The 17,290-nt window shown below is 65.7% G+C and carries 17 protein-coding genes; 8 read left to right on the top strand and 9 right to left on the bottom strand.

Annotated elements, in window-relative coordinates; all coding sequences use genetic code 11:
• Positions 1–335: 335 nt before the first annotated feature.
• The 3 genes from J7548_RS06675 to maiA are packed head-to-tail and all read left to right on the top strand — an operon-like array spanning position 336 to position 2,920.
• Positions 336–2,081: a cytochrome c biogenesis protein DipZ gene (locus tag J7548_RS06675; protein WP_290973309.1), complete on the top strand. Its 1,746-nt coding sequence runs from the start codon at positions 336–338 to the stop codon at positions 2,079–2,081.
• A gap of 23 nt (positions 2,082–2,104) precedes the next feature.
• Complete coding sequence (locus J7548_RS06670) at positions 2,105–2,257, top strand: hypothetical protein (protein ID WP_290972099.1); 153 nt, start codon at positions 2,105–2,107, stop codon at positions 2,255–2,257.
• Between the two features lie 27 nt (positions 2,258–2,284).
• Positions 2,285–2,920 carry a maleylacetoacetate isomerase gene (maiA, locus tag J7548_RS06665; protein WP_290972097.1) on the top strand — a complete coding sequence of 212 codons (636 nt, stop codon included), beginning with the start codon at positions 2,285–2,287 and terminating at the stop codon, positions 2,918–2,920.
• 12 nt (positions 2,921–2,932) lie between these two features.
• Here the strand turns inward: maiA and J7548_RS06660 are convergent, their stop codons facing one another.
• Together J7548_RS06660 and J7548_RS06655 are read right to left on the bottom strand one after the other, a co-directional pair.
• Positions 2,933–3,571 carry an FMN-binding negative transcriptional regulator gene (locus tag J7548_RS06660; protein WP_290972094.1) on the bottom strand — a complete coding sequence of 213 codons (639 nt, stop codon included), beginning with the start codon at positions 3,569–3,571 and terminating at the stop codon, positions 2,933–2,935.
• Positions 3,572–3,654: 83 nt separating this feature from the next.
• Positions 3,655–4,083 (bottom strand): PACE efflux transporter, encoded by a 429-nt coding sequence (locus J7548_RS06655; RefSeq protein ID WP_290972091.1) that lies wholly within the window; start codon positions 4,081–4,083, stop codon positions 3,655–3,657.
• Between the two features lie 138 nt (positions 4,084–4,221).
• On the opposite strand from J7548_RS06655, the gene J7548_RS06650 reads away from it, so the two are divergent.
• A complete protein-coding gene (locus J7548_RS06650; RefSeq protein ID WP_290972088.1) occupies positions 4,222–5,127 on the top strand; it encodes a LysR family transcriptional regulator in 906 nt (301 codons plus the stop codon).
• A gap of 51 nt (positions 5,128–5,178) precedes the next feature.
• Here the strand turns inward: J7548_RS06650 and J7548_RS06645 are convergent, their stop codons facing one another.
• Positions 5,179–6,144, bottom strand: a complete 966-nt coding sequence (locus J7548_RS06645) for a 3-hydroxyacyl-CoA dehydrogenase NAD-binding domain-containing protein (RefSeq protein ID WP_290972085.1) — start codon at positions 6,142–6,144, stop codon at positions 5,179–5,181.
• A gap of 190 nt (positions 6,145–6,334) precedes the next feature.
• Here J7548_RS06645 and J7548_RS06640 point away from each other — a divergent pair, with 190 nt between their 5' ends.
• Together J7548_RS06640 and J7548_RS06635 are read left to right on the top strand one after the other, a co-directional pair.
• Entirely contained in the window at positions 6,335–6,493 is a 159-nt protein-coding gene (locus tag J7548_RS06640; RefSeq protein WP_290972083.1) for a DUF5993 family protein, read from the top strand.
• 10 nt (positions 6,494–6,503) lie between these two features.
• Complete coding sequence (locus tag J7548_RS06635; RefSeq protein ID WP_290972081.1) at positions 6,504–7,082, top strand: disulfide bond formation protein B; 579 nt, start codon at positions 6,504–6,506, stop codon at positions 7,080–7,082.
• A 100-nt stretch (positions 7,083–7,182) separates the two neighbouring features.
• Here J7548_RS06635 and J7548_RS06630 read toward each other — a convergent pair whose 3' ends face one another.
• The 5 genes from J7548_RS06630 to J7548_RS06610 all read right to left on the bottom strand — a co-directional run bounded on the left by J7548_RS06630 (position 7,183) and on the right by J7548_RS06610 (position 13,669).
• Positions 7,183–8,256: a porin gene (locus tag J7548_RS06630; protein WP_290972078.1), complete on the bottom strand. Its 1,074-nt coding sequence runs from the start codon at positions 8,254–8,256 to the stop codon at positions 7,183–7,185.
• A gap of 179 nt (positions 8,257–8,435) precedes the next feature.
• The gene (locus J7548_RS06625) at positions 8,436–9,533 is read right to left on the bottom strand and encodes an ABC transporter ATP-binding protein (protein WP_290972075.1); all 1,098 of its coding nucleotides are present in this window, start codon (positions 9,531–9,533) and stop codon (positions 8,436–8,438) included.
• A 15-nt stretch (positions 9,534–9,548) separates the two neighbouring features.
• Positions 9,549–11,360 carry an iron ABC transporter permease gene (locus tag J7548_RS06620; RefSeq protein WP_290972072.1) on the bottom strand — a complete coding sequence of 604 codons (1,812 nt, stop codon included), beginning with the start codon at positions 11,358–11,360 and terminating at the stop codon, positions 9,549–9,551.
• A gap of 183 nt (positions 11,361–11,543) precedes the next feature.
• Positions 11,544–12,650 carry an ABC transporter substrate-binding protein gene (locus tag J7548_RS06615; protein ID WP_290972069.1) on the bottom strand — a complete coding sequence of 369 codons (1,107 nt, stop codon included), beginning with the start codon at positions 12,648–12,650 and terminating at the stop codon, positions 11,544–11,546.
• Positions 12,651–12,706: 56 nt separating this feature from the next.
• Positions 12,707–13,669 (bottom strand): tripartite tricarboxylate transporter substrate-binding protein, encoded by a 963-nt coding sequence (locus tag J7548_RS06610; protein WP_290972066.1) that lies wholly within the window; start codon positions 13,667–13,669, stop codon positions 12,707–12,709.
• Positions 13,670–13,961: 292 nt separating this feature from the next.
• Here J7548_RS06610 and J7548_RS06605 point away from each other — a divergent pair, with 292 nt between their 5' ends.
• Together J7548_RS06605 and J7548_RS06600 are read left to right on the top strand one after the other, a co-directional pair.
• Positions 13,962–14,636, top strand: a complete 675-nt coding sequence (locus tag J7548_RS06605) for a response regulator (RefSeq protein WP_290972064.1) — start codon at positions 13,962–13,964, stop codon at positions 14,634–14,636.
• The gene (locus J7548_RS06600; protein WP_290972062.1) at positions 14,636–16,096 is read left to right on the top strand and encodes a sensor histidine kinase; all 1,461 of its coding nucleotides are present in this window, start codon (positions 14,636–14,638) and stop codon (positions 16,094–16,096) included. The genes J7548_RS06605 and J7548_RS06600 overlap by 1 nt, the downstream gene beginning before the upstream one ends.
• Positions 16,097–16,152: 56 nt before the next feature.
• Here J7548_RS06600 and J7548_RS06595 read toward each other — a convergent pair whose 3' ends face one another.
• Positions 16,153–17,280 carry an SDR family oxidoreductase gene (locus J7548_RS06595; protein ID WP_290972059.1) on the bottom strand — a complete coding sequence of 376 codons (1,128 nt, stop codon included), beginning with the start codon at positions 17,278–17,280 and terminating at the stop codon, positions 16,153–16,155.
• Positions 17,281–17,290: the final 10 nt, after the last annotated feature.

Here is a 17,290-nt window from a genome sequence, read left to right as displayed (position 1 = left end):
GGGATCTGTAACCCGTGTTTTACGTTCGCGCCAGCCGCCGCGCAAGGGGAGGCGACGGGAGATTTGTATTCCAGTGTATCCGGGCCGCACACAGATACAGGCGGGGACAATCGTACCGGCGTTGCCGGGATGACATCCGGCTGAGCCCCGGCGGCAAGCCGCTCCACCCGCCGTCGCATCCGCCATTGTCGCCGGATTTGTACGCGAATGTACAAGCGCCATCGCCGGACAAACTGGAATACACAAACCCGGTATGCACTACACATGGCGGATACACCGGCGCGGTTTCATGCAGGGGTCGCGAATCTTCGCACCCACCTTCGCAAGGAGCCATGATGATCCTCATTCTCGCCACCTTCCTGGGCGGGGCACTCACGCTGCTGAGTCCCTGCATCCTGCCGGTCCTGCCCTTCCTGTTCGCCCGTGCCGACCAGCCTTTCCTGTCGGCACGCCTGCCAATGCTGGCCGGCATGGCGCTGGTGTTCGCCGCGGTCGCCACGCTGGCGGCGGTCGGTGCCGGCTGGGCAGTGCATGTCAATGAATGGGGTCGCGTGGCGGCCCTGCTGGTGCTGGCCGTGTTCGGACTGGCGCTGCTGTCCCCGGCCGTGGCCCAACTGCTAGCCCGCCCGGCAGTGGCGCTGGGCAACCATCTGGCCGAACACGTTGCGCCGCGCAAGGCCGGCGCCGGCGCATCCTTCGTGCTGGGCGCCGCCACCGGCCTGCTGTGGACCCCCTGCTCCGGCCCCATCCTGGGCCTGGTATTGTCCAGCGCTGCCTGGCAAGGGCCGAACCTGCAGACGGTGGCGCTGCTGCTGGCATACGCAGCGGGCGCCGCCACCGCGCTGGGGCTGCTGCTGGCCGCCGGCGGACACGTGCTGGGATTCGCCAAGCGCCGCCTGCATGCCGGCGAGTGGGTGCGCCGCGCCCTGGGTACGGCCGTGCTGGCCGGCGTGGCCAGCGCCGCCTTCGGCGCCAGCCTCAATCCGTTCAGCAGCATCGGCACGCCCAGCCGCGCCGCCGAGAGTCTGGAAAACGCCCTGCTCAACTCCCTGGCACCGCAACGCGCACCGACCGCCGCCGCAACGGACACCGGCACTGCGCGCCCCTACCGCAGCCTGCTTCCGGTGGAAGGCAAGCTGCCGGAACTGGACGGCGCCGTCGAATGGCTGAACTCGCCGCCGCTGTCGGCCGACGGCTTGCGCGGCAAGGTGGTGCTGGTCGATTTCTGGACTTATTCCTGCATCAACTGCATCCGCACCTTGCCCTACATCCGCGCCTGGGCCGAGAAATACAAGGATCAGGGGCTGGTGGTGATCGGCGTGCACACTCCCGAATTCGCTTTCGAGAAGAAGGTGGATAACGTCAAGCGCGCCCTGGGTGAATTCAAGCTCGGTTTCCCGGTGGCGGTGGATAGCGACTTCCGCATCTGGCGCTCCTTCGACAACAGCTACTGGCCGGCGATCTACCTGGCCGATGCGCAAGGACGCATCCGCTACCACCACTTCGGCGAAGGCCGCTACGACAGTTCCGAGAAGGCGATCCAGGATCTGCTGAGGGAAGCCGGTTCCGTCCAGCCGGGCGCACTGGTCAAGCCCGAGGCGCCCGGCATCCAGGCCGCTCCCGACCTGGCCGCCCTGGGCTCGGGCGAGACCTATCTCGGATATCGCCAGGCCAGCGGTTTTGCCTCACAGGAACGGGTGCGCCCCGACACCGGCAACCGCTACAGCGCAGCACCGCTGCGCCTGAACCAGTGGAGCCTGGATGGCGACTGGCGCGTGAGCGCCGACGAGATCGCCCTGCAACGCGCCGGCGGCGCCATCGCCTACCGCTTCTCGGCGCGCGACCTGCACTTGGTGCTGGGGCCGGATGACGACGGCAAGCCGGTGCGCTTCCAGGTGACGGTGGATGGCAAGCCGCCGGGCGAACTGCACGGCGCCGACATCGATGCCGGCGGCAACGGCATGGTGACGCGCACCCGCCTGTTCCAACTGGTGCGCCAGCGCAGCGAAGTGAAGGAGCGCAACTTCGAGGTGCGCTTCCTCGATCCCGGCGCCAAGGCCTACGCCTTCACCTTCGGCTGAACAATTCCTGAAAGGAGAGATGTATGAAATCGATGATCGGCTGGCTCACCGCCGCCGCCATTTCCGCCAGCCCCTGCGTATGGGACACCAGCCAGCGCGAGCTGATCGAACGCATGCAGCCGACCGCGCTGACTGCACAAGCCATACCCGGCGCCAACACGGCAGGCCGGCATTGACCCACCACAACGACGAAAGGAAACACCATGAAACTGTATCTGAACGACATCTCCTCGGCCGCTTCGCGCGTGCGCATCGCCCTGGCGCTCAAAGGCATCAGCGTGGAGACATTGCCGGTCACCATTCTTGGCGAACATCCGGAAAACCTCGGCGCCGACTACCTGCGCATCAATCCGCAAGGACTGGTGCCGGCGCTGGTGACCGACAGCGGCGCGCTGATCACACAATCCATCGCCATCATCGAATACCTGGATGAATTGCAACCGGAGCCGCCGCTGCTGCCGACGGACCTGGAACAACGTGCGCTGTCGCGTTCGGTGGCCGTTGCCATTGCCGCCGAGATCCATGCCTTGGTGCCGCCGCGCATCGCACGCCGCCTGTCTGCCATCCCCGGAATGACCGCCGCCGGCATCGCCGACTGGAACCGCCACTGGACGGTGGAGGGGCTGGCAGCGGTCAATGCCCTGGTGAGCGCGCGCCGCAGCGGCCCATTCATCGGCGGCGACCGCCCCTCCATCGCCGACATCCTGTTGTTTCCACAGGCGGTCAATGCCGAGCGCATGGGCCTGGATCTGGCGCAGTGGCCGGCTGTGGCGGATGTCTATGCCAAGCTGAAGACGTTGCCGGCGTTCGCCGACAACGCGCCGGCGCCGCGCAAGTAAAAAGAGGAGAGCTTATTTTTCCTTCATCGCGGCCTCGGCCAGCATCGCATCGCCCACGGCGTCGCTGCCGCCGGCCTTGAGCGCCTCGCCGGCGCCGCGGATGTCGCGCACGTCCTTGTTCTGGCTAAGCTTGCGCTTGCCCTCCAGGCGGGTGATTTCTATCTCCAGCCCGACGATGGCCTTGAGCAGCGTATCGGTGTAGTCGGCCGGCGCGTCCGACATCTTCCACGGCGCCGGCTGCGCCGCTTCATGCGTGCGCGTGAGGCGCGCCACCACGCCGCGCACGTAGCGCTCGTCGTCGCGGATCGTGATGCGCCCGTGGGCGTGCGCCACCATGTAGTTCCAGGTCGGCACCTGCTTGTGGGCCTCGTGCTTGCTAGGGTACCAGCTTGGTGAAATATAGGCGTCGCCGGCCGAGAAGATCACCATGACCTCGTCGCCGTCGGCCAGCGCCCGCCATACGGGATTGGCGCGCGCCACGTGGGCATGCAGCGTACCCAAGGCGCCCTGTGCCGGATCGAGGTGGAACGGCAGGTGGTTGGCGTCCAGCCCGCCGGCGCCATGCGAGACCAGCACCCCGAACGGATGGCTGGCGATCAACTGGTGCAAGGCCTCGGGGCGCGGTTCGTCGAAATGGGCTGGGATGTACATGGAGATTCCTGGCGGCGTTGGACAATGGAAACGCCCATTGTGAGGCCAAACACGGATCAATGTGTACAGCCCGGAAGCCTGTTTCAGGCAACCGGCATGGCCGAGCTGGGCAGGCCGAAGATCTTGTCGAACAGCAGGTTGAACAGGTAGGTGTAGACCATGAAGAACACGATCAGGCCGATGTCCAGCACGAAGGCGTCCCACAAGCCGATGTCCAGCCACCAGGCGAACAGCGGCACCAGCATCAGCACCAGGCCGCCCTCGAAGCCGAGGGCATGCGCGATGCGGCGGCCGGCGCTGCGGCCGCGCTTGGCCTGGCGCGCTTCCCAGCGCTCGAACAGGCCGTTGAAAATGAAATTCCAGATGAAGGCGATGGTCGAGGAAGCCACTGCCGCCGCCGTCGAATGGCCGCTGTCGTGGCCGGCGATGACCGCCAGGCCGAAGGTGGTGAAACCGATCGCCAGCAGTTCGAAAGCGCAGGCGTAGACCAATTTGCGTTTAAAACCTTGCATGAAAATTCTCCTGGTTGAATAGCGGGCCGCCCTGTTGTCGCGTGAAGAACGGCCTTGGGTACGGAAGGCATTCTATGGTTTAATTTCTGACAGAAGAAGTCAGCTTCTTTCAGTTTTATTGATAACTAAAAAGACAACATGGCCTTCTCCAGCGACAACGTGAAAATCTTCCTGGCGGTGCTCGACGGCGGTTCCTTCTCGGCCGCGGCGCGCATGCTGGGACGCGTGCCGTCGGCGGTCAGCATGGCCATCAGCCAGCTGGAAGCCGAACTGGACCTGGTGCTGTTCGACCGCACCGCGCGCGATGCCCGCCCCACCGACATGGCCCGTGCACTGGAACCGGACGCGCGCCTGCTGGCCAGCACCCTGCGCCAGCTCGACGCCCATGCGCTGGCCATGCACCAGGGACTGGAGCGCAAGCTGACGCTGGCGGTGGCCCCCGAACTGCTGTCGGTGCCCTGGGCCAAGCCGCTGGCGGTGCTGGCCGAGGAATTTCCTTCGCTGGAGGTGGAAGTGCTGTCCACGCCGCAAGCCGATGCGATGCGCATGCTGTATGAGGACTGCGCGCAACTGGCGGTGGTGTTCGAGCGCCATGCCGGCAACGACCGCGAGGCGTTCCAGGAATTCAGCAGCGAGATGCTGGTAGCGGTGATCTCGCCGCAGCATCCGGCCTTGAAGGCGAAGAAGCGCAAGCTGCGCTACGAAGACCTGTACGACATCCGCCAGATCGCCGTGGCCAGCCGCGACGCCAGCGTCTCCGACCCGCGCTTCTTCCTGGCGCGCCAGATCTGGCGCACCGACAACCACCTGGCCACGCTGTCGCTGGTGCGCGAAGGCCTGGGCTGGGCCTATTTGCCGCATAGCCTGGTGCAGGCGCAGATCGACTCCGGCGCGCTGGCCGCCATCGATTTCGACAACATCAGCAACCAGCTCCGGCTGTGGGTGGATGTGGTGTGGAACAAGGACAAGCCGCTGGGGCTGGGAGCGCAGCGCTTCATCGCGCTGATGCGGGAGATGGCGCCGAGCCGGCGCAAGGGGAAATGACCTGCCCGATCCCGGCCTGCGCCGGGATCGGGATTCATGGAACTACAACCATCAAGGCAATATCTTCGACTCCGCCTTGGACGCCAGCAACTGCACCAGCAACCGGTCGCGCTCGGCCGCCACCTCGGCCGACGTCATGCCTTGCATCTGCTGCTCGACGCCCGCTTGCAAAGTCCGCTTCAGCGCATCGGTGATCGCCGACGTTCCCAGGTCGGCCCACCAGCTCTCGATCGGCGGCCCCAGGTGGTCCAGCAGATGCCCGATGCCGCCCTCGCCGCCGGACATGTGCAGGTTCAGGTAGGGCCCCATCAGCGCCCAGCGCAATCCCGGCCCGTAGGCGATCGCGGTATCGACATCCTCGGTGCTGGCCACGCCCTGCTCCACCAGGTGGAAGGCTTCGCGCCACAACGCCGCCTGCAGCCGGTTGGCGATATGGCCCTTGACCTCCTTGCGCACATGGATCGGCTTCTTGCCGATGGCGGCGTAGAAGTCGATGGCGCCCTGCACCGCTTGCGGCGAGGTCAGCGCACCGCCGATCACTTCCACCAGCGGAATCAGGTGCGGCGGATTGAAGGGATGGCCCAGCACCACGCGTTCCGGATGGCGGCAAGCCGCCTGCACCTTGCTCATCAACAGGCCCGACGAACTCGATGCCAGGATCACGCGCGCCGGCAGCGCGGCATCCATGCGCCGGAACAGGTCGATCTTCAGGTCTTCGCGCTCGGGGCCGTTTTCCTGCACGAAATCGGCGCCTTGCAGCGCATCTTCCAGCTTGTCGAAAAACCGCAGGCGGGAAAGCGAAGCGCCCGGCGCCAGCCCCAGCGTTTCCAGGCTGGGCCAATGGCGCGCGACGGCCTCGCGCAATTTCCGTTCGGCGTCGGGCATGGGGTCGGTGGCCGACACGTCCAGGCCTCGGGCCAGGAAATACGCCACCCAACTGGCGCCGATGACGCCGGTGCCGACCACGGCGATCCGACTGATCCCGTCCTTGGCTTGTGGGCCGCCTGTTTGCTGCATTCCGCTCTCCTCCGCTGGTTGCTGTCGCCTGGGGTTATCGGTATGACAAGATGTACCGACCGTTCGCGTGAAATATCCGCCCCCGCCCCGAAAAGACCGCAGCTTATCACCTGCCGGCGGCCATCTTTACGCTATCATCGCGCACAAACAAAGCCGCTCCATCGGCACAATCAAAACAGAGGGATTCCCCATGTTCATGTATCTTCCCTTCCTGCTGGCGCTGCTGGCCGTGGTCGGCATCGTGATCGGCTGGAGGACGTTCAGTTTCGCGATGTGGCTATGCGCGCTGTGCGTGACACTGTATTGGTTCAGCTTCCACGCCACCAGCCCGCTCAAGCTTTCCTTCTGAGGCCGGCGCCATGAACCGATCCATCCTGTCTTCTTCGCGCGACCGCGCCACTTCCGGCGGCAACATCCTGAACGTGCTGGGCTTGCTGGCCGTCTGCGCCTCCCTGGGCATCGCCTTCTATTACCAGTTGGCGTTGAAGGAACTGCCCTGTCCCCTGTGCCTGCTGCAGCGCGCCGGCCTGATCCTGACCGGCATCGGCCTGATGATGAACGTGCGCTTCGGCGTCAGGAGCGCGCACTACGGCGTCGCGCTGGCCGGGGCATTGACCACCGGCATCGTCGCGCTGCGCCAGGTGTTCCTGCACATCGCGCCGGGCGACGCCGGCTACGGCTCGACTTTCATGGGTCTGCATTTCTACACGCTGGCCGCGCTCTCTTCGCTGGCGGCAATCGCCGGCATCGCCGCGCTGCTGATGCTCAAGAGCTGGGAGCCGCCGACGCGCTTCCCGGCCTGGAAATCGGCCGGCGGCAAACTGGCCTGCTTCCTGTTCCTGCTGCTGGTGGCGGGCAACCTGGCTTCCACTGTGCTCGAATGCGGCGCCGGCGCCTGCGAGGACGATCCCACCTATTACCTGCTGCTGGGCAAATAAAAAAACCGGCGCAAAAAGAACCGGAAGGTTCCTTTTGCACCGGCATCAAATCCGACGCTCAAGACTATTCATGCATGGCGCGGCTGCGCCATGCGCCTCATCAGAAGCGGTGCTGCATGCCCAGGGTCACACCGAACTGGCTGCTGCCGAAACCCGCCTCGTCGCGCGACAGGCCGACCAGCTGGCCGTTCTTGGCGCGCGCGTAAGCGGTGCTGGCGTACAGGTCGGTGCGCTTGGACATCGCGTACTTCAAGCGCAGCGCGTACATGATGGGATCGGCATCGTTGGTCACGTTCTTGATGTTCTGGTAGTAGATCGCGCCGATCAGGGTCATCGCAGGCGTGATCTTGTAGCTGCCGCCGCCCCAGAACATATCGCTGCGCAGGTCGGTCGCACCGGAAGCTTGCGTCTTCTTGTAGTAGCGATAGCCCGCGCTCAGCTTCCACGCGTCGGACAGCTCATAGCTGCCGGCCAGGTGGGCCGAGGTGGCCTTGTCATAAGGGCCGCCGGTTGGCGTGGCCGTGCTGTTGTTGCGGTCGTAGGCAGCCGCCACCGCGAAGGGGCCATTGCCGTAGCCCAGGCCGAGGGCATATTTGGCGCCCTCGCTCTGGCTGCCAGCCACTTCGCCGAAGGCGTAGGTCGCACCGATCTTCACGCCGCCGAATTCGCCCTGGTACTTGACCAGGTTGGAGGCGCTGGAGAGCATGCCGTCCTTGCGGTTACCGGTGGCGCCGGCCGAGGTGACCCACGAGTAGTTGGCCGAATAGCCCATCGGGTCGAACGGCAGGATGAAGTCATAGGTGGTGGTGTACGAACGGCCCGCCACCACGCGACCGAAGCCGCCTTCCAGGCCGACGGTGGACTGGCGGTTGAACAGCTGGTTGGCGTCGCCGTCGAAGCTGCCGGTGTCCAGCTTGAAGCCGTTTTCCAGCTGGAAGATGGCTTTCAGGCCGCCGCCCAGGTCTTCGCTGCCGCGAAAGCCGATGCGCGAGGTATTCATGTTGCCCGACGACAGGCGGGTGACGCTGTTGCCGTTCTTGTTGGCGTTGCTGACGAACTCCACGCCGGTATCGAGCAAGCCGTAGACGGTGACGCTGCTCTGCGCCTGGGCGGCGCCGCCGACGGCGGCAAATGCGGTGGCCGCTGCTGCGATGGCCAGATGTTTCTTCTGCACTGTAATCTCCTTGGTTGAAAGCTGTTGTGGTGGTGTGCCGCATATCGAGTGCCGTGGGGACGGCTGCGGCTTGTCGTTATCTGCACTGCTGGTATTGCCGGCCTTGCATGCTGCTGCGGGCGCATCGGCTCGTGGCCGTGTGCCCGACTCTTGCTGTCATCCCCTTAAGGGCGGATGAATCAGAAAGCCCAAAGCGCCTGCTCGGGCAGGCAAAGCCAGTACTCGCCCTGCTCCAGCCGCTGCGGCGCATAAGCGCGCAGGCCCACCGTGCCGTTGCCGGAATCGTCGGGATTGCCGGCCTTGAACAGGCATTCCCAGCGGTCGCCCAGGTACATGCAGGTGGACAGCGGCAGGCGGATGGCGTTATCGGAGGGCTGATCGGAAATGCGCACCTGCTCGACGCGGATGATGCCGGTGACGTTCTTCCCGGGCGCGGCGTCGGGGTTGCCGCGCAGGGTCGCCGTGGCGGTGCCGCCTTCGAGCTTGAGGGTGACGCGGTCGCCCTGGCGGCTGACCACCTGCGCGGCCAGCTTGTTGTTGCTGCCCATGAATTCGGCGGTGAATAGGGTATCGGGCGTCTGGTACATGCTTTGCGGCGTACCCTGTTGCTCGATGCGGCCGTTGTTCAGCAACAGGATGCGGTCCGAGATCGCCATCGCCTCGCCCTGGTCGTGGGTCACCATCAGCGCCGACAGGCCCAGTCGCACGATCAGTTCGCGCAGGAAGGCGCGGGCTTCCTCGCGCAGCTTGGCGTCGAGGTTGGAGAGCGGTTCGTCCAGCAGGATCACCTGCGGGTTGTAGACCAGCGCGCGGGCGATCGCCACGCGTTGCTGCTGGCCGCCGGAGAGCTGGTGCGGATAGCGCTCGCCCAGGTGTCCCAGGCCCAGTTGCGCCAGCACCGCCTTGACGCGCGCGGCGATGTCGGAGGAGCCCACCTTGCGCAGCTTCAGGCCGTAGGCGACGTTGTCGGAGACGGTCTTGTGCGGCCACAGCGCGTAGGACTGGAACACCAGGCCCAGGTTGCGTTCTTCAGCCGGCATCTCGAAGTTGCGCGAGCCGTCGAACACGCGGCGTGTCGCGATGTCGATGGTGCCGGCCTTGGGCGATTCCAGCCCGGCCACCGCGCGCAGCAGCGTGGTCTTGCCGCTGCCGGAGGGACCCAGCAGCGCCACCACTTCGCCGCGCTGCAGTTGCATCGAGACGCCCTTGAGGATGGGGTTGGCGTGGGCGCCGGTGCCGTAATCCAGGTGCAGGTCGTTGACGGAAAGTTCAGACATGATGTTTCCTTTGCTTTAGTCGTGCAGCTTGACGCCGAAGCGCAGCGCGATGCCGAGGCCCACGGCCACCAGCGTGATATTGATGAAGGACAGCGCGGCCACCAGTTCGACGGCGCCGGCGGCCCACATCGAGACGATCATGGAACCGATCACTTCGGTGCCGGGCGAGAGCAGGTAGACGCCGGTGGAGTATTCGCGCTCGAAGATCAGGAACACCATCAGCCAGGCGCCGATCAGGCCGTAGCGCACCAGCGGGATGGTGACGTCGCGGGTGACCCGGGCGCGCGGCGCGCCGACGGCGCGGGCGGCCTCTTCCAGCTCGGGGCCGACCTGCAGCAGCGCGGTGTTGATCAGGCGCAGGCCGTAGGCCATCCACACCACCGAATACGCCAGCCAGACCGAGAAGATGGTCGAACGCAGCGAGCGCAGCATGGGGATGAAGCTGTCCACCAGCCACAGCGCGATGAAGTTGTCGCTGCCCTTGAAGAAGGATTCCAGCATCGACGGCACGAACAGGAACACCCACAGGAAGGACAGGCCGGCCAAAAGGCCCGGCACCGCGCGCGGCACCAGCACGCTGTAGTCGAGGAAGCGGGTGACGCCGTCCTGCTTGCGGTGCATGGCCAGGGCGATGGCGGTGTAGCAGGCCACGGCCAGCGCGCCGCCGATCACGCCGATCAGCACGGTGTTGATGATGCCGCGCACCAGCGAGGGCTGTTCCCACACGTCGCGGAAGTTTTGCAGGGTCAGCACATCCAGCAGGTTCACGCCGTCGCCCCAGTGCGACACGAAGGTGCGCAGCGCGATGCCCGACAGCGGGATCACCACCGTAAACAACAGCCAGGCGGCGATCAGCGCGAACGCCACCCAACGCCACTTGCCCAGCGGCAGCGACTTCTGGCGGGCGCCCTTGCCCTTGATCGCCACATACTTGTTGGCCGAACGCAGCAGCCAGCGCTGCAGCATCACCAGCGGCATGGTCACCGCCACCAGGCACACGGCCACCGCCGCCATCAGGTGGTAGGACGGCGTGCCGAGCTTGTTGGTCAGCTTGTAGAGATAGGTCGGCAGCACCAGGTGGCCTTCGGGGTCGCCCAGCACCAGCACCAGGCCGAACACTTCGAAGCCGAGGAAGAACACCAGCACGCCGGAAAACGCCAGCGCCGGCATGATCATCGGCAGCGACACGTTCAGCGCCACCTGCAGCGGCGAGGCGCCGGCCACGCGCGCGGCTTCTTCCACATCCGAGCCGAGGCTCTTCAGGGCCGACGAGGCGTACAGGTAGACGTGCGGCACGTGGGTCAGGCCGGCGATGAGGACGATGCTGGAGAAGGCGTAGATATTCCACGGGTCGCCCTCGAAACCGAAGAACGCCAGCAGGTGCTTGGCCCAGACCGTGTAAAAGCCGACCGGCCCCATCGAGACCACGTAGCCGAAACCGATCACCATCGGCGACACGAAGATCGGCACCATCAGCGCCGGCGCGATCCAGTTGCGGCCGGGCAGGTCGGTGCGCACCATCAGGAAGGCCAGCATGCCGCCCAGCGGCACGGCGATCACGGTCAGGCCTGTGGCCAGCGCGAAACCGTTGAGGAAAGCCTGGTGGAAGTCCGGGTCATCGAAGATGAAGCGGTAGGAATCGAAACTCAGGTGCTTGACCGGCGCGAAGAACGGCGCCGACAGGAAGCTCTGGTAGAAGATCAGCAGCAGCGGCACGAAGATGGCCAGCGCCGCCAGCGCGACGACCAGGCCGCGTGGCCAGTTCAGGCGCAGGCGCCGCTTGGCCGGGATGGCTTCGCCGGAAGGCAGCGATGTGGTTGTTTGCATGATTCAGCTCGTAAAACCGGAACCTGCCCGCGGCGCTTTGCCATACGGCAGGCGAAGCGGCGGCAACGGAACTGCGGCCGGCCGCGCTCCATGCAGGTTCCTCTGTTGAAAATCGCCGCGACGATGGGCTTGTAACGGCTCCGCTGCGGCTGGCGGGCCGGATGGCCCGCCGTCGGCTTGCGCTTACTTCTTGGTGGCTTCCTTCCACTGCTTCAGGAATGCCAGGCGCTTGGTCTGGTCCAGGTATTCCAGCAATTCGGTGGACACCGGCATCGGCTTGAGCGCCGCGCCCAGTTGCTTGTTCAACTCGGCCGAGGTGGTCGCGCCGGTGACGTCGCCACGGATGGCGAACAGCTGCGCGTCATTGGCGATGATGGTCTGGCCGCGCTTGGACAGGATGTAGTCCAGCCACAGCTTGGCGGCGTTGGCGTTCTTGGCCGACTTGTTGATGAAGATCACGCGCGAGAGCACCAGGTTGTAGTCCTTGGTGAAGGCGATGCCGATCGACGGATCCTTCTTGGCGCGCACCAGCGCGTAAGGGCCGAGCACGTTGTAGCCGATCAGGTTTTCACCCGAGGAGATGCGCTCCAGCATGGTGCCGGTGGACGACTGCACGCGCGCCGAGACGCCGCCCATGGCGCGGGCGAAATCCCAGAATTGCGGGTTCAGCTTCAGGTCGTAGGTCATCAGGCTGAAGCCGACGCCGGACTTTTCGATGTCGTAGGTGGTGACCTTGTTCTTGAACTTGTCCTGCTTGGTGGTCAGGAGCTTGGTGAAATCGGCATGAGTGGCCGGCACTTCGGCTTCCGTCACCAGGCGCTTGTTGTAGACGATGGCGGCCGGTTCGAAGGTGGTGCCGTAGGCGGTCTCCTTCCAGTTGGCCCAGCCCGGGACGGCCGCGGCTTCAGGCGACTTGTAGGCCATGCCGTAGCCTTCCGAGGCCAGCTTGACCTGCAGGTCCATCGAGGACGACCACATCACGTCGGCAGTGGCGCCGCCGGCGGCCGCTTCCGAGATGAAACGATTGTAGGCTTCGGTCGAATTCATGTCGTTGTACTCGACCTTCACGCCGGGATAGAGCGCGCTGAAATCCTTGATCAGCGATTCGGCGGCCTTGGAATCGGTGGTGCTGTAGATCACGACCTTGCCTTCCTTCTTGGCGCCGTCGATGACCTTGGCGTAGTCGGCAGGATAGCCGGCCGGTACCTGCGCGAAAGCGGAAGTGGTAAAAGCGGCAGGCAAAGCGAGGGCGAGGCTGAGCGCGACGCTCAGGCGACGTTTGTGCAACATGTGTTCTCCTTGATGTTGAAATGGGGCCGGTTGCGGAACGCCGAGGTGACGCCTGCTCAACGAACCAGCCCTAGCTCCTGGGACTGCTTGCGGTACTGCGCAACGGTCTGCGCGACATAATCGGTCAGCGCCTTGCCGGTCATGGCAAAGGGATAAAGGCCGCTGGCGCCGCGTTGCCGGTCGAAGGCGGGATCTGCCATCGCCTTGTCGAAAATCTCCACCCAGCGCCGGTACTCCGCTTCCGGCACATGCGGGCTCATGTAGAAACCGCGGATGATGGGCCATACCACGTCATAGCCCTGCTCGCGCGCGGTCGGCACCGCCTGCAGCGGGCCCGGCAGCCGCTGCTCGGACAGCACCGCCAATATCCTTACCTTGCCTTCGGCGATGAAGTGGGCCGCTTCCGAGGCGTCGCCAGAAATCACCTGCACATGGCCTGCCTGCAGCGCGGCGAAGGAATCGCCGCCGCCCTCCAGCGCCACAAATCGGAACTGGCGGGACTCGATGCCGGCGCGGCCGGCGATCAGCGCCATCTTCAGCCAGTCCTGGCTGCCCACCGTGCCGGACAAGCCCACCGTGGTCTTGCCGGGATCCTTTCGGATCGCCTGCAGCAGCTCGCGCAGATTGCGCCAGGGAGAGTCACCGCGCACCGCGATCATGCCGTAGTCGATGCCCACGCCGGCCACCCAGCGCACGTCGTCCACCGACGCCTTGCCGTATTTGCCCTGCGCCAGGTTCAGCAGCGAACCGCCAGAAAACGTCACCAGCGTATCGGGCCCGCCGCGCCGCTGCGACACCACCGAACTCCACGCCACCGCGCCGATCCCGCCGGGCAGGTAACTGAGCTTCACCGGCCCGGTCCCGCCTTCTTCGCGCAACACCTTGCGCAGCATCTTGCAGGTGGCATCCATGCCGCCGCCGGGCTTGGCCGGGACGATACACTCCACCGCCAGCGCGTACGGCGCCGCGCATGCCAACAGGCACGCCATCAGCAAGGTACGCAGGCTGCTCGCTTTCATGTGTTGCGGTCTCGGCTCAAGCGCCGGCGCAATATCGGGAATCGGGGAAATACGTCATGGTCTGTCTCCAGCTGATTCTTTTTTGGTGTTGGCGAATGCTACAAGAAAAGCCTTTCAGTCGGCTTTCAATGAAATGTCCGTTGTAAAAAATCCCGGCGCGCCATGCCGGCACTTGCCAACCATGCATTTCAAAGCGCCGCAGGCATCTGTTAGCATCCGCGCTGGAGACACGCCGTAGCCGTATCAACAACATTTCGGCGCCGCATCAACATTATTCGAACAAGGCAATATCATGCGCATCTTGCTGGTAGAAGATCACGTCGAGCTTTCCCGCTGGCTTTCCAAGGCCCTGCAGGACGCCCACCTCAATGTGGAGTGCGCGCGCAACGGCGCCGATGCCGACAGCCTGCTGCTGACGCAGGAATACGCGCTGGTGATCCTCGACCTGACGCTGCCCAAGATGGACGGGCTGGAAGTCCTGAAACGCATGCGCGCGCGCGGCAACCGGGCGCCGGTGCTGATCCTGACCGCCCGCGGCGGGCTCACCGACCGCGTCAACGGCCTCAACCTCGGCGCCGACGATTATCTCGCCAAACCCTTCGAACTGGAAGAACTGGAAGCACGCGTGAAAGCCCTGCTGCGGCGCAGCCAGAACAACGAGGCGGTCACCGTCAGCTGCGGCGCGCTGAGCTTCGACACCGTCTCGCGCACCTTCACCTACGGCGGCGAATTGCTGGCGCTGACTCCGCGCGAGCATGCGGTATTGGAAGCGCTGCTGGTACGCCACGGCCATACGGTGCCGAAAGAGAAATTATTCCAGCAGGTGTTCTCGCTGGACGATAACGCCAGCATCGACGCCATCGAAATCTACATCCACCGCCTGCGCAAGAAACTGGAGCATGCCGGCCCCGGACGGGTCTCCATCACCACCCTGCGCGGCCTGGGCTACCTGCTGCAGGCCGCCTGATGGCAGGCGCCGCCCCCGCCAGGCTGGGCAGCCTGCGCAGCCAACTGCTGCGCTGGCTGCTGCTGCCGCTCACGCTGCTGGTGGCGGTGGACGCCGTCTCGGTCTACTACAACGCGCTGGAAGTGGCCGACCTGGCCTACGACCGCTCGCTGCTGGCCTCCACCCGCGCGCTGGCCGAGCGCGTTTCCATCGTCGACGGCCACGTGATCGCCGACGTCCCCTACGTCGCCCTCGACAGTTTCGAAACCGACACCCTGGGCCGCATCTATTACAAGGTCACCGGCCTGAACGGCGAGCTGGTATCCGGCTACGACGACCTGCCGCCGGTGCCGCCCAACGTCAAGCGCTCGGAAGCCTATCCGGCGCTGGTGCGCTTCTACCAGGCCGATTACCACGACCAGCCCATCCGCATCGCCGCGCTGCTGCAGCCGGTCTACGACGACAGCATGCGCGGCATCGCGCTGATCCAGGTCGGCGAGACCATGGACGCGCGCAACGGCATGACGCGCAAGATCCTGTTCGACACGCTGTGGCGCCAGGGCACGCTGGTGATCGTGGCGGCGCTGCTGGTGTGGTTCGCGGTGCGCTTCGTGCTGCGCCCGATGATGCAGTTGCGCAGCGAGGTCGAGTCGCGCGCCCCGACCGACCTCTCCGGCTTCGACCCGGCGCTGGTGCACAAGGAGATGCGGCCGCTGGTGCTGGCCATGAACGGCTACATGGAAAGACTGCAAACGCTGATCGCCGGCCAGCGCCGCTTCATCGCCGACGCCTCGCACCAGTTGCGCACGCCGCTGACGGTATTGAAGACCCAGGCCGAACTGGGCCTGCGCGAGCTCAGGCGCGAACAGCATGCCCCGTCCGAATTGCGGGAACTGTTCGAAGGCATGGCGCGCACCACCGACTCCACCGTGCACCTGGCCAACCGCCTGCTGACCCTGGCGCGCGCCGAACACGGCGCGGTCGAAGGCGGCATGGCCCCGGTCTCGCTGACCGACGCCATGCGCCAGGTGGCATTGGAATTGTCGCAGCAGGCGGTGATGCGCCGCATCGAACTGTCCTTCGAAAGCGAAGGCGATATCCGCATCGACGGCAATGCGCTGCTGCTGCATGAGCTGATGGTCAACCTGCTGGACAACGCCATCCGCTATACGCCCGACGGCGGGCGCATCACGCTGCGCGTGCGCGGCGCCAGCGAACCGGGCCAACCCACCGGCGCCCTGCTGGAAGTGGAAGACAACGGCCCCGGCATCCCGGAAGCCGAACGCGGGCGCGTGTTCGAACCCTTTTACCGCGCCGGCGCGACCCAGCACATCAATCCCTCCGGCACCGGCCTGGGCCTGTCCATCGTGCGCGAAATCGCCGCCATGCACCAGGCCGACATCGCGCTGGAAAGCCCGGCACAAGGCAGCGGGCTGGTGGTGCGCATCGCCTTCCCCGGCGTGATCGAAGTGCGGCTGTAAGAACCCATTTCACAATGAAACGTGAGATGCGTCCTTAGCCGCCGCCATATCCATCTTCACTTGAAATCCCAGGCCATCTGCTGCGACACCGGCTGGTGCGCCACGCTCTGCGCGCACAGGCCGATGTAGCGCGTCAGCGGCGGAGGGGGCGGAATCCCGGCTTCCTGCATGGCGCGGTTGTCGAAGGTGTAGCCCAGCCGCGCGAAGCCGCCGTAGAGCCGCAGCGCCCGCAGCATCAAACGCGGGTTGCAGTCGGGCAGGCGTTCACGGATGCGCGGCAGCAGTTCCGGCAGGCGCTCCGGCGGCAGGATGCCATAGGCGCCGGGCGACTCGCCGGCGGCCCGCGCCAGTTCGGCGTCGATATCGGCGAAGCTGCAGCTTCGCTGCGCGCCGGCCGACAGGTGCAGCAATTCATGTTTCCACTCCGGCCGCAGCGCCGCCGCCGCGACGGCCGCCGCGCACCAGTCCACCGGCACCACGTCGATCTTCTGCCGCAGTTCCGCCACGCTCGCGCCCAATGCGCGCCAGGCGCGGAAGACCCAGTAGATGCTGGCCGATGGCGCGCAGCCAAGCCGGGTATGGCCGACGACGATCGATGGGCGCAGCACCACCAACGGCAACGCCGGCGCCATCTTCCTCAGCAGCAGTTCGCACACCGCCTTGGAATGGGTGTACGGCACCAGGTGCGCACGCTCGTCCAGCGGCAGCGCCGCGCTTTCGGAAATGTCGCTGCCGGCCGGTTGCCGGTTGCCGCACGCCATCGCGGTACCGATGTAGACGAAGCGGCGCAACGGCGCATAGCGCTGCAGCAGGTGCGCCAGGATCACGCTGGCGTCGACGTTGAGCGCCCCCATCGCCGGATGGGCGGTGAAGCTGGCATGCGCCGCGCAATGGATCGCCACGCCTACCCGCGCCAGCCGCGTATCGCCGGCGATGGACTCGACCCGCTCCAGGCTGGCCAGCAGGATCTGCGCAGGGCGCAAGCGCCGCAGCGATTCTTCCGGCGCGCCCAGGCGGCGCAGTTGCGAGGTGACGCGGGCATAGGCACTGGCCGCATCCGCGCCGCGCACCATCAGCAGCAGGCGATCGCCCTGGCGCTGCCGCATCAGCTCGACCGCCACCGCGCCGCCGAGAAACCCGGTGGCGCCGGTGAGCAGGATCAGGTCGTCATGCTCGTTCGCCATGAAAGTCCTT

It is taken from the genome of Herbaspirillum sp. (assembly GCF_017744395.1).
Classification (GTDB): domain Bacteria; phylum Pseudomonadota; class Gammaproteobacteria; order Burkholderiales; family Burkholderiaceae_D; genus Herbaspirillum.
This window is presented reverse-complemented; position numbering and strand designations above follow the sequence as displayed.

Excerpts from the sequence above, each read along its gene's own strand:
- J7548_RS06675 (WP_290973309.1), top strand. The coding sequence starts at position 336 with ATGATCCTCATTCTCGCCACCTTCCTGGGCGGGGCACTCACGCTGCTG.
- J7548_RS06670 (WP_290972099.1), top strand. The coding sequence starts at position 2,105 with ATGAAATCGATGATCGGCTGGCTCACCGCCGCCGCCATTTCCGCCAGC.
- maiA (WP_290972097.1), top strand. The coding sequence starts at position 2,285 with ATGAAACTGTATCTGAACGACATCTCCTCGGCCGCTTCGCGCGTGCGC.
- J7548_RS06660 (WP_290972094.1), bottom strand. The coding sequence starts at position 3,571 with ATGTACATCCCAGCCCATTTCGACGAACCGCGCCCCGAGGCCTTGCAC.
- J7548_RS06655 (WP_290972091.1), bottom strand. The coding sequence starts at position 4,083 with ATGCAAGGTTTTAAACGCAAATTGGTCTACGCCTGCGCTTTCGAACTG.
- J7548_RS06650 (WP_290972088.1), top strand. The coding sequence starts at position 4,222 with ATGGCCTTCTCCAGCGACAACGTGAAAATCTTCCTGGCGGTGCTCGAC.
- J7548_RS06645 (WP_290972085.1), bottom strand. The coding sequence starts at position 6,144 with ATGCAGCAAACAGGCGGCCCACAAGCCAAGGACGGGATCAGTCGGATC.
- J7548_RS06640 (WP_290972083.1), top strand. The coding sequence starts at position 6,335 with ATGTTCATGTATCTTCCCTTCCTGCTGGCGCTGCTGGCCGTGGTCGGC.
- J7548_RS06635 (WP_290972081.1), top strand. The coding sequence starts at position 6,504 with ATGAACCGATCCATCCTGTCTTCTTCGCGCGACCGCGCCACTTCCGGC.
- J7548_RS06625 (WP_290972075.1), bottom strand. The coding sequence starts at position 9,533 with ATGTCTGAACTTTCCGTCAACGACCTGCACCTGGATTACGGCACCGGC.
- J7548_RS06620 (WP_290972072.1), bottom strand. The coding sequence starts at position 11,360 with ATGCAAACAACCACATCGCTGCCTTCCGGCGAAGCCATCCCGGCCAAG.
- J7548_RS06615 (WP_290972069.1), bottom strand. The coding sequence starts at position 12,650 with ATGTTGCACAAACGTCGCCTGAGCGTCGCGCTCAGCCTCGCCCTCGCT.
- J7548_RS06610 (WP_290972066.1), bottom strand. The coding sequence starts at position 13,669 with ATGAAAGCGAGCAGCCTGCGTACCTTGCTGATGGCGTGCCTGTTGGCA.
- J7548_RS06605 (WP_290972064.1), top strand. The coding sequence starts at position 13,962 with ATGCGCATCTTGCTGGTAGAAGATCACGTCGAGCTTTCCCGCTGGCTT.
- J7548_RS06600 (WP_290972062.1), top strand. The coding sequence starts at position 14,636 with ATGGCAGGCGCCGCCCCCGCCAGGCTGGGCAGCCTGCGCAGCCAACTG.
- J7548_RS06595 (WP_290972059.1), bottom strand. The coding sequence starts at position 17,280 with ATGGCGAACGAGCATGACGACCTGATCCTGCTCACCGGCGCCACCGGG.